Raw genomic sequence first — 14,807 nt, forward strand, 5'->3', positions numbered from 1 at the left:
CGAAGATCCACCGGCGGAGCACCGAGGGAAAACCACGGTGCCCGGTGGTCGGCCCACCACCGGGCACCGGGTGGCCGCGCCCGGAGGGGGCGCGGCCGTCGCGTCAGGCGTCGCCGCCGGCCGGGCCCGGGTCGGCCGCGGCCACGTCGAGCAGCTGGTAGCGGTCGATGGCCTGCTTCAGCACCGAGCGGTCGATCTTGCCCTCCCTGGCGAGCTCGGTGAGCACGCCGAGCACGATCGACTGGGCGTCGATGTGGAAGAACCGCCGCGCGGCGCCCCTGGTGTCGGCGAAGCCGAAGCCGTCGCCGCCCAGCGACTGGTAGGTGCCGGGCACCCAGCGGGAGATCTGGTCCGGAACCGAACGCATCCAGTCGGAGACCGCCAGGAACGGGCCCTCGGCGCCCTGGAGCTTGCGGGTGACGAACGGCACCTGCTGCTCCTCCTCCGGGTGCAGCAGGTTGTGCTCCTCGACCGAGACCGCCTCGCGGCGCAGCTCGTTCCAGGACGTGGCCGACCAGACGTCGGCCTTCACACCCCACTCGTCGGCCAGGATGGACTGGGCCTCGATCGCCCACGGCACCGAGACGCCGGAGGCCAGGATCTGCGCCGGGATACCGCCGGACTCGCCGACGCTGACCCGGTGCAGGCCCTTGAGGATGCCCTCGACGTCCACGCCGTCCGGCTCGGCCGGCTGGTTGATCGGCTCGTTGTAGACCGTCATGTAGTAGAAGACGTCCTCGGCGTTCTCGCCGTACATCCGCCGCAGACCGTCCCGCACGATATGCGCGATCTCGTAGCCGTAGGCCGGGTCGTAGGCGACACAGGCCGGGTTGGTCGAGGCCAGCAGATGGCTGTGACCGTCCGCGTGCTGGGTGCCCTCACCGGTCAGCGTGGTGCGCCCGGCGGTCGCGCCCAGTACGAAACCGCGCGACAGCTGGTCGCCCATCTGCCAGAACTGGTCACCCGTGCGCTGGAACCCGAACATCGAGTAGAAGACATAGACCGGGATCAGATGCTCACCGTGCGTGGCGTAGGCCGATCCCGCGGCGATCAGCGACGCCGTACAGCCGGCCTCGGTGATCCCGTCGTGCAGCATCTGCCCGGTCGGCGACTCCTTGTAGGAGAGCAGCAGATCGCGGTCGACCGACTCGTAGGTCTGCCCCAGCGGGTTGTAGATCTTGGCCGAGGGGAACAGCGAGTCCATGCCGAAGGTGCGGTACTCGTCCGGCGCGATCGGCACGAACCGCTTGCCGATCTCCTTGTCCCGCATCAGGTCCTTGAGCAGCCGCACAAAGGCCATCGTCGTGGCGATCTGCTGCTGCCCCGAGCCCTTGCGGACCGCGGCGTACGCCTTGTCGCCCGGCTGCGGGAGCGGCTTGGCGCGCACCACCCGGGTCGGCACATAGCCGCCCAGCTCGCGCCGCCGGTCGTGCATGTACTGGATCTCCTCCGAGTCCCGACCCGGGTGGTAGTAGGGCGGCAGGCCCGACTCCAGCTCCTTGTCGGGGATCGGCAGGTGGAGCCGGTCCCGGAAGCGCTTCAGGTCGTCGACGGTGAGCTTCTTCATCTGGTGCGTCGCGTTGCGCCCCTCGAAGCTCGGGCCGAGCATCCAGCCCTTGATCGTCTGCGCCAGGATCACCGTGGGCTGGCCCTTGTGCTCCTTGGCCGCCTGGTAGGCGGCGAAGACCTTGCGGTGGTCGTGGCCGCCGCGCCCCAGATGCAGGATCTGGTCGTCGGTCATGCCCTCGACCATGGCCCGCAGCCGCTGGTCGCCGCCGAAGAAGTGGTCGCGGATATAGGCGCCGGTCTCCGTCGCGTACGTCTGGAACTGGCCGTCGGGCGTGGTGTTCAGCTTGTTGACCAGCACGCCGTCCCGGTCCTGCGCCAGCAGCGGGTCCCAGCTGCGGTCCCAGACCAGCTTGATCACGTTCCAGCCGGCACCCCTGAACTGGGACTCCAGCTCCTGCATGATCTTGCCGTTGCCGCGCACCGGGCCGTCGAGGCGCTGGAGGTTGCAGTTGACCACGAACGTCAGGTTGTCCAGGCCCTCCCGAGCGGCCAGGGCGAGCTGCCCCAGCGACTCGGGCTCGTCCATCTCGCCGTCCCCGAGGAAGGCGTAGACCCGGGACTTGGAGGTGTCGGCGATGCCGCGCGCCTCCATATAGCGGTTCATCCTGGCCTGGTAGATGGCGCTGATCGGCCCCAGGCCCATGGAGACCGTGGGGAACTCCCAGAAGTCGGGCATCATCCGCGGGTGCGGATAGCTGGAGAGACCGTAGGGCGCCTTGGAGCGTTCCTGCCGGAAGGCGTCCAGGTGCTGTTCGGTCAGCCGGTCGAGGAGAAAGGCCCGGGCGTAGATGCCGGGCGAGGCGTGACCCTGGAAGTACACCTGGTCACCGCCGTCACCGCCGTCCTTGCCGCGGAAGAAGTGGTTGAAGCCCACGTCGTACAGGGACGCCGAGGAGCCGAAGGTGGCGATGTGCCCACCCACGCCGATACCGGGCCGCTGGGCGCGGGAGACCATCACGGCCGCGTTCCAGCGGGTCGCGTTGAGGACCTTCCGCTCGACCTCCTCGTCGCCGGGGAAGTACGGCTCGTCCTTGGTCGCGATGGTGTTGACGTAGTCCGTGCTGCGCATCTCTGGCACGGCCACCCGCTTCTCACGGGCGCGCTCGATCAGCCGGAGCATGAGATAGCGGGCTCGTTCCCGGCCTCGCTCATCGACCGCGGCGTCGAGCGAGTCAAGCCACTCCTGAGTCTCCTCAGGGTCGAAGTCCGGGACCTGGCTGGGAAGGCCGCCAATGATGATCGGGTTGCGATCTGATCCGGAAGCCACGCTGTTCCTTCACTGTGAGTTGTCTGCTCTGCTGTGTCGCGCCGCCTCCATCGTGGACCGCCGACGGCGAAACGTCATCTCTACTGGGTGGTAATCCTCACCTCACGGGCGTCGGTGGTCCTTCCCGGGGGCGTCTTCGCGGTGCTCCTCGGCCAAGGGCCGACTTGCCAGCCTACGCTCCCGGCCAGCGCGAACCGCGAACACCCGTTCGCCGCGCTATGGCGCAGATCACCCCGCCCATGGGCCAAGACGTCAACGTTTGGGCGGGCTCGGGGGTGGGGTACTTGCGCGATCCGCCCCGCCCGTGTGGACTACGCCCCAAGCCGCGCACGCGCGCGGCACGTACCGTTACGTACTCGACTACGTACCCGACACAAGACAGGAGCTATCCGTGAGCGCGACCGCGGACCACGCGGAGGAGCGGACCAACCCAGCCGCCAGGCTGGGTTTTCAGCCCGGGCAGGTGGTCCAGGAACTCGGCTACGACGAGGACGCCGAGCAGGAACTCCGTGAGGGGATCGAGGCCATCACCGGCCAGGACCTCGTGGACGAGAGCTATGACGACGTGGCCGACGCGGTGGTGCTGTGGTTCCGCGACGATGACGGCGACCTGACCGATGCGCTGGTGGACGCCACCACGCTGATCGACCCCGGGGCGCCGGTCTGGCTGCTGACGCCCAAGACGGGGCGCGAGGGCTATGTGGAGCCCAGCGAGATCGGTGAGGCGGCGCAGACCGCCGGGCTCGCCCAGACGAGCAGCGTCAGTGCCGGCAAGGACTGGTCGGGCAGCCGCCTGGTGACCCCCAAGACGGCCGGCAAGAAGTAGCGCCGCGCGTTCAAGCGCCCCCGGTGAGTAGGGCCCGACAGTGTCGGAAGCCCTGACTCACCCGGGGGCGCTCAGTCGGTTTACGGTCAGTTTATGGCGGACGCGTAGGCTGGGCCGGTCACTTTGCCGGTCACTTAGCCGGCCCCCTTGCCGGTCCATGGGAAACGGATGAAGCGCGCATGGCGATTGAGCGGGCGATAGGGCCTGGTGCCAAGGCACCCGACTTCTCGTTGAGAGATCAGCACGGTCAGTCGGTGAGCCTCGCCGACTTCCGTGGGGAGAAGAACGTGGTGCTGCTGTTCTATCCCTTCGCGTTCACCGGCGTGTGCACCGGCGAGCTGTGCGAGCTGCGGGACCGGCTGCCGAGCTTCGTCAACGACGATGTCCAACTGCTGGCGGTCTCGAACGACGCGCCGCCGTCGTTGCGCGTCTTCTCCGAGCAGGAGGGCCTCGACTACCCGCTGCTCTCCGACTTCTGGCCGCATGGCGAGGTGTCCCGCGCCTATGGCGTCTTCGCCGAGGACAAGGGCTGTGCCGTGCGTGGCACGTTCATCATCGACCGCTCGGGCGTGGTCCGGTGGACGGTGGTCAACGATCTGCCGGACGCCAGGGACCTCGACGACTACGTGGCCGCCCTGCGGCAGCTGTGAGCGGCCCGCGCCTCCCATGGACCGCCCGAGCTCTCCCCTGAGCGCGGGGGCGACGTCTGACATGTCCGTTTGTGCAACCATCGCGATCCCGCGCGGAAGACTGGACTACTCGTGATTCTCAGAACTTTTGGCTGGTCCTTCGGCGTGACGATCGCGGGACTGCTGCTGGCGCTCTACCTCTGGGGGTGGGAGGGCTTCGCCGTGGTGGCGATCCTCTCCGTCCTGGAGATCTCGCTCTCCTTCGACAACGCCGTGGTCAACGCGGGTGTCCTCAAACGGATGAACGAGTTCTGGCAGAAGATCTTCCTGACGATCGGCATCCTGATCGCGGTCTTCGGCATGCGGCTCGTCTTCCCGGTGGCCATCGTCGCCATCACGGCCGGGGTGGGGCCGATCGAGGCCGTCGAGCTGGCGGTCGACGACCCCGACCGCTACTCGGAGATGGTCACCGACGCGCATCCGTCCATCGCGGCGTTCGGCGGGATGTTCCTGCTGATGATCTTCCTCAACTTCATCTTCCAGGAGCGTGACGTCAAGTGGATCGGCCCGCTTGAGCGTCCCCTCTCCAAGCTGAGCAGGATCGACGGCTTCTCCGTCGGCGTCGCGCTCGCGGCGCTGCTGATCACCGCGACCACCATCGCCAGCCAGGCGTACCAGCACGGCGGAATGCACGTCGACAAGGCGGAGACGGTGCTGCTCTCCGGCTCCCTCGGCCTGTTGACCTACCTCTTCGTCGGCGGCCTCTCCGGCTACTTCGAGAACCGCCTTGAGGACGACCAGGAGCGGCTGGACGAGGAGCAGGAGGCGGCCCGCCGCGCCGGCAAGAAGCCCTCGGCCGAGGGCGTGGCCGGCAAGGCCGCGTTCTTCCTCTTCCTCTACCTTGAGGTGCTGGACGCCTCGTTCTCCTTCGACGGCGTGATCGGCGCCTTCGCCATCACCAACCAGATCTTCGAGATGGCGCTCGGCCTGGGCATCGGCGCGATGTACGTCCGTTCGCTCACCATCTACCTGGTCCGTCAGGGCACCCTGGACGACTACCGCTACCTGGAGCACGGCGCGCACTACGCCATCGGCGCGCTGGCCGTGATGCTGCTGATCAGCATCCGTTGGCACCTGCCCGAGGTGGTCACCGGGCTCGTCGGCGTCGGTCTGATCTTCGCCGCCTTCTACTCCTCGCTACGGGCCAACCGCAGGGACAAGCTGTCGGGTGAGGGAAAGAAACAGGTGTCGGCGGGAGTGTGAGGGGCCGTCAAACGCGGAAGCCTGTAACGGGACGGTCCGAGACCGTCCCGTTACCGACGGCGCGCGAGGTGCGTGAGGTCGTTCCCGGGGCGCCGGTCGGCGTGCCCGGGGTGCTCGAAGAGAGGCAAGGGGTGGGCCCGCATGGTGTCCCTGTGGACATACTGGCGCGGCGGTGCGGACAGCCAGAAGTTCGACTCGACGGGCGGCGCCATGAGCTACGCCTCCGAGCTGACGCGGCGCAACCCCACCGCCACCCTCACCAGCGACGGCTCCGAGGGCGGCACGCTCCGCGTCGACCTCACCTGGCGGATACGCAGCAACAACGACTTCGGCAAGTCCCAGCGCCGGCTGATGAACAACTGGCGCCATCCGCTGGCCGTCTTCAAGCCGGCCGAGCTCGTGGGCCACTCGCACGGCGTCGCCAACATGGACTTCGACCTGGCCTGCATGTACGAGCTGACGGACGGTACCACGGGCGTGGTCCAGTCCCTCGGCGGCCTGCTGGGGGACTTCAACGATCCGCCGTACTGCAAGCTGAGCGGTGACGACCGCTTCGGCACCGGCTCCGGCGAACACCTCTACATCAACCTCGACAACAAGGACGAGTTCAAGCGGCTGTTGATCTTCGTCTACATCTACGACGGCGCGCCCACGTTCGACCGCGCCGACGTGGTGGTCACGCTGGCCATGCCCGACGGGAACAACGTCGAGATCGGCTGCACCGATCCGCCGCCGCAGGCCCGTTCCTGCGCCGTGGTGATGATCGAGCCGCAGAAGGGCCAGCTGGTCGCGCGGCGCGAGGTCAAGTACGTCTACGGCTTCCAGTCCGAGATCGACCGGCTCTACGGCTGGGGCATGTCCTGGGGGCGCGCCCAGAAGCAGAAGTAGCCCCGGTGCGGGAGGTGCTGACGGCGCTGCTCAGGCCGCGCCGTCCGGCAGGAACTGCGGCCCCTGTGGGGGCAGTTGGAAGAGTGAGTCCGTCTGCTGGCTGCCGAACGGCGTGGGCGGGGGCCGCCGCGCCGCGCTGATGCCGAACTCGGCCGCCAGCGCCACCAGCCCGCCGGTGAAGCCCCGCTCGATGCCCTGGAACGCCCAGCCGCCGTCGGCCGTGCGGCGCAACTCGCCGCAGAGCAGCGCCGTCTCCGCCGGTCCTGGGCGCAGCGGCAGCTCGGCGAGCGGCGTCTCCTGGGCCATCTCGTAGAGCGCGAGACCGGGCTGCCCCAGCTCGGCCCGGAACCCGCCGTCCGCCGAGGCGGCCAGCGCCAGTCGCGCGATGGAGCCGTCCAGCCCCGCCAGCTCCGCCTCGATCGCCTCCGTGACCCCGTCCGCCGTGCGGTACTTGGGCAGCCGGCGCACCAGGCCGCTGGGGTGGCTCGGCTGGTTGTAGAAGACGAAGTCGCCCTCGTGGCCAACCCGGCCGTCCTGGCCGAGGAGGAACGCCGACAGATCGAGGTCCGGAGCGCCCTCGCCGCCGTGGTGCCACCCCCAACGCAGCTCCACCCGCACCCGGCCGGTGGTCAGCCGCAGCGGCTCGTCCGGGTCCACCACACGCTCCATACCTCGAATCCTGCCTGGCGCCATACTGCCGAAACAATGCCGAGCTTACGATGGCCCGAAACCGGTGACGTCAGCCAGACGGCCGGAGGGTGGGCGAGATCGGGGTCATCATGCGGCACTACGGGCACCTTTCGGCTGCGCGTCGTCGTGAGCTCTTCCATCGGGAGCCGGTCGACTTCGGCCCCGATTCCCCGGTCAGAACCGTCGGGTTCGCCCTGGGCGCCACGCTCTACGCGCCGGCGACCAGGCCCCGGCTCGCGGACGACATCCGCAAGCAGGTTCAGACGGGCGTGGTCTCCATGGTGCTGTGCCTGGAGGACTCCATCAGCGACGCCGATGTGCCGGCCGCCGAGGAGAACCTGCTGCGGCAGTTCCGGCGGCTGGCGGCCGACGACGGCCCCGACGGGGTGCCGCTGCTCTTCGTGCGGGTCCGCGAGCCGTCCCAGATCCTCGATCTGACCAGCCGGTTGGGCGAGGACATCGCGCTGCTCACCGGCTTTGTGCTGCCCAAGTTCACCGCCGCCACCGGCACCGCGTTCCTGGAGGCCGCGCAGGCCGCCGAGGTGCTGTGCGGGCGGCGGCTGCTGGTGATGCCGGTGCTTGAGTCGCCCGAGCTGCTGCATCTGGAGAGCCGCCAGGAGGGGCTGCGGGCGGTGGCCGAGCTCGTGGAGAAGCACCGCGAACGGATACCGGCCCTGCGCCTGGGGGTGACGGACTTCTGCGCGGCCTACGGGCTGCGCCGCACCCCCGACGCCACGGCGTACGACGTCGGCCTGGTCGCCTCGGTGATCGCCGACGTGGTGAACGTGCTGGGCCGCGCCGACGGTTCGGGGTTCACCGTGACGGGCCCGGTCTGGGAGTACTTCCGCCGGCAGGAGCGGATGTTCAAGCCGCAGCTGCGCTACACCCCGTTCAGCGGGCGGGCCGAACAGCTGCGCGCCCGGCTGATCGAGCACGATATCGACGGCCTCCTGCGCGAGATCGAACTCGACCGGGCCAACGGCCTGATGGGCAAGACCTGCATCCACCCCTCCCATGTGCCCCCCGTGCACGCGCTCTCCGTGGTCAGCCACGAGGAGTTCAGCGACGCCGCCGACATCCTGGACGCGGGCCCGGGCGGCGGTGGGGTGTTGCGGTCCTCGTACACCAACAAGATGAACGAGGTGAAGCCGCACCGCGCCTGGGCCGAGAGGACCATGTTGCGCGCCGAGGTGTTCGGCGTCGCCAGGGATGGAGTGGACTTCGTGGATCTGCTTGCGGCGGGCAACGCGTGACCGGCCCGATATGGCCGGGGGAGTGGGTGACCCGGCGGCTCGGGATACGCCTCACGGGCTCCGGGACGGAGGAGCTGCTGGGGCTCGCGCTGCGACGTAACCCCAGGCGGGCCCATCTACTGGTCTCCCGGGTGCTGGGCAAGCATCTGCCGCAGCGCCCGGGCGTGGTGCACGGCACCGGGCTCGCCCTGGGCCGGCTGGTCCGCGAGGCGCTGGGCGAGGCCGCGGCCTCCGCCGTGGTGCTGGGGTACGCGGAGACCGCGACCGGCCTCGGGCACAGCGTGGCCGACGGCGTGGGGGGTGGCGGCGGCTACCTGCACTCCACCCGGCGCGCGGTGCCGGGCTTCCCCTCGGTCGGCGGCTTCGAGGAGGAGCACAGCCACCACACCTCGCATCTGCTGGCGCCCAGCGATCCGGGGCTGCTGGCCGGGCCCGGTCCCCTGGTGCTGGTGGACGACGAGCTGTCGACGGGCCGCACCGTCCGCAACACCATCGCCGCGCTGCATCGGCGGTGGCCGAGGGCCCGCTATGTGGTGGCCGCGCTGGTGGACACCCGGGCCGATCAGGACCGGGCCGAACTGGCCAAGTTCGCGGCAGAACTGGGCGCGACCGTGCAGGTGATCGCGCTGGCCGAGGGCCGGATCGCGCTCCCCGACGATGTGCTGGCGCGCGGCGCCGCGCTGGTCGCCGAACACGAACAGGCGCCCCCCGCCACCGTCCCCCGGCAGCGCCTCGCGCCCCGTCGCACCGCGCTGAGCTGGCCGGAGGGGCTGCCCGACGGCGCACGGCACGGCTTCACGCCGGCGCATCGGTCCCGTCTTGAGGCCGCGCTGCCCACGCTGGGCGCCGAGTTGGCCGCCGCGCTGCCCGCCGGCGCCCGCCGCGTCCTGGTGCTGGGCACCGAGGAGCTGATGTACACCCCGCTGCGGCTCGCCGAGGCGACGGAACGGGCGCTCGGCGCGGACGCCGAGGTGTACTTCTCGACCACCACCCGCTCACCCGTGCTGCCGGTCGACGAACCGGGCTACGCCATCCGCAGCCGCCTCACCTTCCCCGCCCACGACGCGCCCGCCGACCCGGGACCCCGCTACGCCTACAACGTGGCCGGCGGCGGCTGGGACGCCGTGCTGGTGGTCACCGACGCCGCTGGCGACACCGAGGCGCTCACGGGCCCCGACGGCCTGCTCGCCCAACTCGCCCCGCACACCGACGCGTTGTTGCTGACCGTGCTGCCCGGCCGCCGGCCGCTGCCACAGCCGCTGCGCGGCCCCGCGTTCTCCTCCTACCGCGCCGACGAGGTGGGCTGGCTGCTCCAGGACCTCTCCGACGTGCGCCTTGAGGCCCCGCCCGAGGAACGCGAGGAGGCCATCCAGTCGGGCGGCGCCCACTACGCCGAATCGCTGCCCGTCGAGTACCAGCCGACCGACGCCTACCAGCGCCTCTTCCACAGCGCGCTGGACGCCTCCGCACGCCGGGTCGCGCGCGCCGTCGGCACCGTCACCGAGACGGTGCTCGCCGAACGCGGCCGGCCAGGACGGCCGCCCGTGCTGGTCTCCCTGGCCAGGGCAGGCACCCCGGTGGGCATCCTGATGCGCCGCTGGGCCCAGCGCGCGCACGGTATCGAAACACCGCACTACACCCTCTCCATCGTGCGCGGACGCGGCATCGACACCACCGCGCTCCGCTGGCTGGCCGCCCACCACGACCCCGCCGACGTGGTCTTCGTCGACGGCTGGACCGGCAAGGGCGCCATCACCCACGAACTGGCCGCGGCCCTGGCCCCGTTCCCCGGCTTCGACCCCGCCCTCGCCGTGCTCGCCGACCCCGGCGGCTGCGTCACCACCTACGGCACCAGGGACGACTTCCTGATCCCCTCCGCCTGCCTCAACTCCACCGTCTCAGGGCTGGTCTCCCGCACCGTGCTCCGCGCCGACCTCGTCGGCCCCGACGACTTCCACGGCGCCAAGCACTACCGCGAGCTCACCGAGGCGGACGTCTCGGGCCAGTTCCTGGACACGGTCACCGCCCGCTTCGCCGAGGTGGGCAGCGAGGCGAAGGCCGAGGCCGCCGCCCTCCTCGCCGCCGACCGCGCCCCCACCTGGGAGGGCTGGCGCGCGGTGGAACGCATCAGCGAGGCGTACGGGATCCACGACGTCAACCTCGTCAAACCCGGCGTCGGCGAGACCACCAGGGTCCTGCTGCGCCGCGTCCCCTGGCGCGTCCTCGCCCGGCGCGCCGCCGGCGCCGACCTGGACCACATCAGGCTGCTCGCCGAGCAGCGCGGGGTGCCCGTCGAGGAGGTCGACGACCTCCCCTACAGCTGCGTCGGACTGATCCACCCCCGCTACACCAGGGGCGCCACCGGCGCCGACGGAAGGACGGCCGCCTGATGCCCGCGCCCCGCACCCTGATCGCCAGCGACCTCGACCGCACCCTGATCTACTCGGCCGGCGCCCTCGCCCTCACCGAGCCCGACCACACCGCGCCCCGGCTGCTCAGCGTGGAGACCTACCAGGGCCGGCCGCAGTCCTTCGTCACCGAGACGGCGGCCACCCTGCTCGCCGCCCTCGCCGCCGACCCGCGCGCCGTCTTCGTGCCCACCACCACCCGCACCCGCAGGCAGTACCTCAGGGTGCGGCTGCCAGGCCCGCCGCCGCCCTACGCGATCTGCGCCAACGGCGGACACCTCCTGGTGGACGGCGAGACCGACGAGGGCTGGCACCGCTCCGTCCGCGACCGGCTGGCCGCGGACTGCGCCACCCTGGACGAGATCACCGCGCGGGTGCGCCGCACCGCCGACCCGTCCTGGCTGCTCCGCGAGCGCACCGCCGAGGACCTCTTCGCCTACCTGGTGGTGGACCGGGAACGCCTCCCCGACGCCTGGCCCAAGACGCTCGCCGCCTGGGCCGAACCGCGCGGCTGGACCGTCTCCCTCCAGGGCCGCAAGCTCTACGTCGTGCCCGCGCCACTCACCAAGAGCGCCGCGGTCGCCGAGGTGGCCCGCCGCGCCGGAACGGCACGGACGCTCGCCGCCGGCGACTCCCTCCTCGACGCCGACCTGCTGCTCGCCGCCGACCTGGCCTGGCGGCCGGGCCACGGCGAACTGGCCACCGGCGGCTGGTCGGCCGACCATGTGGTGGAACTGCCCGACCGGGGCGTCGGCTGCGGCGAGACGATCCTTCGCGCGTTTCAGTCCTCGCTGCCCTGACGCGCGGCGCTGTCCTGACGCGCGGCGCCGTCCTGACGCCCGGCGCTGTCCTGACGCCCGGCCGAGACGCGCTCCCCGACGTCCTGCCTGACACCGCGCCGCCGAGCCCGCTCGTCGGCCTCGCGCAGCCGCCGGCGCTCCCGGTCGTCCCGCCGCCACGCCTCGCTCAGCTCGCCACGGCGCCGCGCGACCACGGCGTCCCTGCGCTCCTGGTTCCTGGCCATCGCCGGGTTCCTGGCCCGCCAGTACGGGTTGTCATGCGGCAGCCTGCCGCTCACCCGGCCGTACATCCCGATGGTCAGCAGCACCAGGCCCACGGCAAAGCTGAAGAACACATTGGGCAGCCGGAAGTTCAGCACATTGGCATCCGTGTTCAGCACCGCCAGATGCACAAAGCCGCTCAGCACAAAGACCGCGCCCAGCCCCAGACAGAACGTGGAGGCGAGGTTTCCGCCCCGCAGCATCGCCACGCACAGCGCCAGGCCCACCACCACGGAGAGCCAGCTCAGCGCGCCGTTGGTGTTCATCTCCCAGACCTCGTTGTCACCGGTGGAGAACGCACCGATGCGCCGGGTGATGCCCAGCACGCCGAACACCGCCAGGCCAAGACCCATCAGGCCGGCGCCCACGCGGTAGAAGTTGTTCAGCCGCCGGTCCGCCGGCCGCCGCCGATCCCAGTGGGCGGCGCTCAGCAGGCCGAGCGGCCCACCGTTCGGCAGCCGTGGCTCACCCCGGGGATCCGTTCCGATCAGCGATGAAACCGATGACGCCATGGCGACCTCCTCAGCACGCCTGGGGTACTGCGGGAACGTCCACCCCGCGTACCCGGCGCGCGCCGCGCCAACCACCCCTGGGCCCCGGCCCCAGACCCGGCTCAGCGACCGCTGCGGATCGCGTCCACCACCGCCCCGACGGACTCCCGCACCGCCTCCAGCTCGCCGAGGAAGTGCCAGTAGTCCGGATGCCGGCCGCCGGCCGCCAGCTCGGCGACCGCCCGCTCCAACCGCTCGACCGCCGCGTCCAACGGCCTCGCGTGCCGGGGGTCGGGCACCGTCCGCCCCTGCATCGCCAGCCGCTGCGCGTCCCGCACCACGAAACGGGTGCGCTCCACCTCGGCCCCCGAATCCTCGACCACCTCGTTCAGCCGCCGCAGCCGCTCACCCGCCCGGGACACCGCCTCGTCCGCCCCGCCCAACAGCTCCTGCGCCCTGGCCAGCCCCGCCGCCGCCGCGTCCAGGCGCTGCCCGGCGCGCTCCCGCCGCGCCTCGTCCAGCGCCCGACCCGCCCCGGCCACCGCCTCCGCCGTCTCCTCCGGCACCCGCTGGAGGTCCTGCCAGCAGTTCACGGCGAACCGGCGCCGCAGCTCGCTGAGCACCGGCGCCACCGTCCGCGCGCGGTTGCTGATCGCCTCCGCCCTGGTGCGCAGCGACGTCAGCCGACGGTCGATCTCCGCCGCGCGCTCCGGCAGCCGCGCCGCCTCGGCCGAGATCGCCTCCGCCGCCCGCCGCACCCGCTCCGCGCGCCGCACGGTCGGCTGCACGCCGTGCTGCCCGGCGCCCTCGTTCAGCTTGCGCAGCTCGGGGCCCAGCTCGGCCAGCCGCGCGGCCAGGTCGTCCGCCCCCAGGCCGGCGCCGCGCGCCGTGTCCAGCGAACCCGTCGCGGCCAGCAGCGCCTGCTTCGCCTGGTCGACGGCCGGCGCCACCCGCGCCAACTGCGCCTGGGCCCGCTCCACCAGCGGGCCCAACGTGTCCTCGAACCGCGCCAGATCCGCCTTGACCCGCACCAGCTCTTCCGTGACCTGGCTCAACTCCCGCCGGGCACGGTGCGCTTGCCCCGAGTCCAGCTGCTCGGCCTCCAGATCGTGCGCGTCCAGCACGGCGATGTAGTCGTGGCTGACCCGGTCCACCCGCTCGCCCAGACTCGCGAACCGGCCGGTCGCCCGCCGGGCGTCCGGCGATGCGTCGGCGGCCGTGATGGTCTCCAGCGTGATCCGCAGATCCCGCTGCGCGGTGTCCAACTCGTAGAACGCGGTGGCCGCCGCGTCCTTGGCCTGCTGCGCCTGCGACCGCGCCTCCTCCGACCGGCCACGCCCCCAGCGGCGCGTCCCCCCACCGGTGAACGCCCCGGGCGCCGCCGCCACCGCGGCCACGGCCAGCGACAGCGGCACCAGCAGGGAAACACCGAGATCCCTCGCGAAACGGCCGGCTGCCACGTGTCCTTCTCCTTGGGTGGATGGGCCATGTGAGTCTGCCGTCCATTCTCCCATCAGCGCCCCGATCCGAAAGCGGCTGGTAGCCGCCCATCTCGATCACCTTCGTACCCAGGCCGTGTAGGCTGTGCCACCGGTCTGCCCCGGGGTGCATAGCTCAGCGGTAGAGCGCCGCCCTTACAAGGCGGATGTCGGCGGTTCGAACCCGTCTGCACCCACGAACGTGACCTGCGGCTCGCGGCCAAGAGCCGCGGGTCGTCTTCGTGTTGGGGGCGCTGGTCGCGCAGACTGGGGGGATGGGTGACGGTGTCCTCCCCGGACGGTTCCGGTTGGCCGAGTTGGTCGCGGTGCGGCATGGCGAGAGCGTGTCCAATGTCGTCTTCGCCGAGGCCGCCCGGGAGGGGAGGGCCGACGAGCGCCTCGCCTATCGGGACGCGGCCGTCGAGTTGACGCCGCGCGGGGTGGCGCAGGCGGAGGCGCTGGGGGCGCGGCTCGCCGGCTGGCCGGCCCAGCGGCGGCCCGAGTGGGTGCTGTGTTCGCCGTACACGCGCGCCCGGCAGACGTGGGACGTCGTCGCGCGTGGCCTGGACGCGCCCCCGCCCGTGGTGGTGGACGAGCGGCTGCGGGACCGTGAGATGGGGGTGTTCGAGCTGCTCACGCCGCTGGCGATCGAGCGCCGCGCCCCCGAGGAGGCGGCCAGGCGGGCCAAGGTCGGGGAGTGGTTCTACCGTCCGCCGGGCGGTGAGTCCTTCGCCGATGTCACCCTGCGGGTGCGGGATCTGCTGCGGGAGGTGAGCGAGGCGGTGCCGGGGAGCCGGGTGCTGGTCGTCGCCCATGACGCGGTGGTGGTGGCGCTGGCCAGGGCGGTCGCCGGGCTGGGCGTCGAGCCCCGGCCGGAGGCCAGGCCGGTGCCCAACGCCTCGCTCACCCGCTGGACGGGCGACGGGACGCGGCTGCGGCTGGCCGAGTTCGGCGACGCCGCGCATCTGGCGTAGGCGCCCGGGG

12 protein-coding genes and 1 tRNA gene are annotated in these 14,807 nt (G+C 71.6%); 9 read left to right on the forward strand and 4 right to left on the reverse strand.

Going from position 1 to position 14,807, the window contains the following annotated elements; genetic code table 11:
- Positions 1-103: 103 nt before the first annotated feature.
- Positions 104-2,836: a pyruvate dehydrogenase (acetyl-transferring), homodimeric type gene (gene aceE, locus K4G22_RS23030; protein WP_228082249.1), complete on the reverse strand. Its 2,733-nt coding sequence runs from the start codon at positions 2,834-2,836 to the stop codon at positions 104-106.
- Between the two features lie 391 nt (positions 2,837-3,227).
- Here aceE and K4G22_RS23035 point away from each other — a divergent pair, with 391 nt between their 5' ends.
- The 4 genes from K4G22_RS23035 to K4G22_RS23050 all read left to right on the forward strand — a co-directional run bounded on the left by K4G22_RS23035 (position 3,228) and on the right by K4G22_RS23050 (position 6,442).
- Positions 3,228-3,662, forward strand: a complete 435-nt coding sequence (locus tag K4G22_RS23035; RefSeq protein WP_062205405.1) for a DUF3052 domain-containing protein — start codon at positions 3,228-3,230, stop codon at positions 3,660-3,662.
- 179 nt (positions 3,663-3,841) lie between these two features.
- Complete coding sequence (locus K4G22_RS23040; RefSeq protein ID WP_228082250.1) at positions 3,842-4,312, forward strand: peroxiredoxin; 471 nt, start codon at positions 3,842-3,844, stop codon at positions 4,310-4,312.
- A 111-nt stretch (positions 4,313-4,423) separates the two neighbouring features.
- The gene (locus K4G22_RS23045) at positions 4,424-5,554 is read left to right on the forward strand and encodes a DUF475 domain-containing protein (RefSeq protein ID WP_228082251.1); all 1,131 of its coding nucleotides are present in this window, start codon (positions 4,424-4,426) and stop codon (positions 5,552-5,554) included.
- A gap of 141 nt (positions 5,555-5,695) precedes the next feature.
- Positions 5,696-6,442: a Tellurium resistance gene (locus K4G22_RS23050; RefSeq protein ID WP_228082252.1), complete on the forward strand. Its 747-nt coding sequence runs from the start codon at positions 5,696-5,698 to the stop codon at positions 6,440-6,442.
- 30 nt (positions 6,443-6,472) lie between these two features.
- On the opposite strand, the gene K4G22_RS23055 is transcribed toward K4G22_RS23050, so the two are convergent.
- A complete protein-coding gene (locus K4G22_RS23055) occupies positions 6,473-7,111 on the reverse strand; it encodes a TerD family protein (RefSeq protein WP_228082253.1) in 639 nt (212 codons plus the stop codon).
- A gap of 110 nt (positions 7,112-7,221) precedes the next feature.
- Here K4G22_RS23055 and K4G22_RS23060 point away from each other — a divergent pair, with 110 nt between their 5' ends.
- The 3 genes from K4G22_RS23060 to K4G22_RS23070 are packed head-to-tail and all read left to right on the forward strand — an operon-like array spanning position 7,222 to position 11,593.
- Positions 7,222-8,385 (forward strand): HpcH/HpaI aldolase/citrate lyase family protein, encoded by a 1,164-nt coding sequence (locus K4G22_RS23060; protein ID WP_228084200.1) that lies wholly within the window; start codon positions 7,222-7,224, stop codon positions 8,383-8,385.
- Positions 8,382-10,775, forward strand: a complete 2,394-nt coding sequence (locus tag K4G22_RS23065; protein WP_228082254.1) for a phosphoribosyltransferase — start codon at positions 8,382-8,384, stop codon at positions 10,773-10,775. Before K4G22_RS23060 ends, K4G22_RS23065 begins: the two co-directional genes overlap by 4 nt.
- On the forward strand, positions 10,775-11,593 hold the full coding sequence (locus tag K4G22_RS23070) for an HAD family hydrolase (RefSeq protein WP_228082255.1): 819 nt from the start codon (positions 10,775-10,777) through the stop codon (positions 11,591-11,593). The genes K4G22_RS23065 and K4G22_RS23070 overlap by 1 nt, the downstream gene beginning before the upstream one ends.
- Here the strand turns inward: K4G22_RS23070 and K4G22_RS23075 are convergent.
- Positions 11,575-12,366 (reverse strand): DUF4383 domain-containing protein, encoded by a 792-nt coding sequence (locus tag K4G22_RS23075; protein WP_228082256.1) that lies wholly within the window; start codon positions 12,364-12,366, stop codon positions 11,575-11,577. The two genes, K4G22_RS23070 and K4G22_RS23075, sit on opposite strands and share 19 nt — an antisense overlap.
- Before the next feature lie 101 nt (positions 12,367-12,467).
- The gene (locus K4G22_RS23080; RefSeq protein WP_425336741.1) at positions 12,468-13,859 is read right to left on the reverse strand and encodes a hypothetical protein; all 1,392 of its coding nucleotides are present in this window, start codon (positions 13,857-13,859) and stop codon (positions 12,468-12,470) included.
- An 89-nt stretch (positions 13,860-13,948) separates the two neighbouring features.
- On the opposite strand from K4G22_RS23080, the gene K4G22_RS23085 reads away from it, so the two are divergent.
- A tRNA-Val gene (locus tag K4G22_RS23085) sits at positions 13,949-14,020 on the forward strand.
- Positions 14,021-14,098: 78 nt separating this feature from the next.
- Positions 14,099-14,797 carry a histidine phosphatase family protein gene (locus tag K4G22_RS23090; protein WP_228082258.1) on the forward strand — a complete coding sequence of 233 codons (699 nt, stop codon included), beginning with the start codon at positions 14,099-14,101 and terminating at the stop codon, positions 14,795-14,797.
- Positions 14,798-14,807: the final 10 nt, after the last annotated feature.

It is taken from the genome of Streptomyces profundus, assembly GCF_020740535.1.
GTDB lineage: Bacteria > Actinomycetota > Actinomycetes > Streptomycetales > Streptomycetaceae > Streptomyces > Streptomyces profundus.

Coding starts and splice junctions, on each gene's coding strand:
- K4G22_RS23040 (WP_228082250.1), top strand. CDS start 3,842: ATGGCGATTGAGCGGGCGATAGGGCCTGGTGCCAAGGCACCCGACTTC.
- K4G22_RS23050 (WP_228082252.1), top strand. CDS start 5,696: ATGGTGTCCCTGTGGACATACTGGCGCGGCGGTGCGGACAGCCAGAAG.
- K4G22_RS23055 (WP_228082253.1), bottom strand. CDS start 7,111: ATGGAGCGTGTGGTGGACCCGGACGAGCCGCTGCGGCTGACCACCGGC.
- K4G22_RS23070 (WP_228082255.1), top strand. CDS start 10,775: ATGCCCGCGCCCCGCACCCTGATCGCCAGCGACCTCGACCGCACCCTG.
- K4G22_RS23090 (WP_228082258.1), top strand. CDS start 14,099: ATGGGTGACGGTGTCCTCCCCGGACGGTTCCGGTTGGCCGAGTTGGTC.
- K4G22_RS23075 (WP_228082256.1), bottom strand. CDS start 12,366: ATGGCGTCATCGGTTTCATCGCTGATCGGAACGGATCCCCGGGGTGAG.
- K4G22_RS23060 (WP_228084200.1), top strand. CDS start 7,222: ATGCGGCACTACGGGCACCTTTCGGCTGCGCGTCGTCGTGAGCTCTTC.
- K4G22_RS23080 (WP_425336741.1), bottom strand. CDS start 13,859: ATGGGAGAATGGACGGCAGACTCACATGGCCCATCCACCCAAGGAGAA.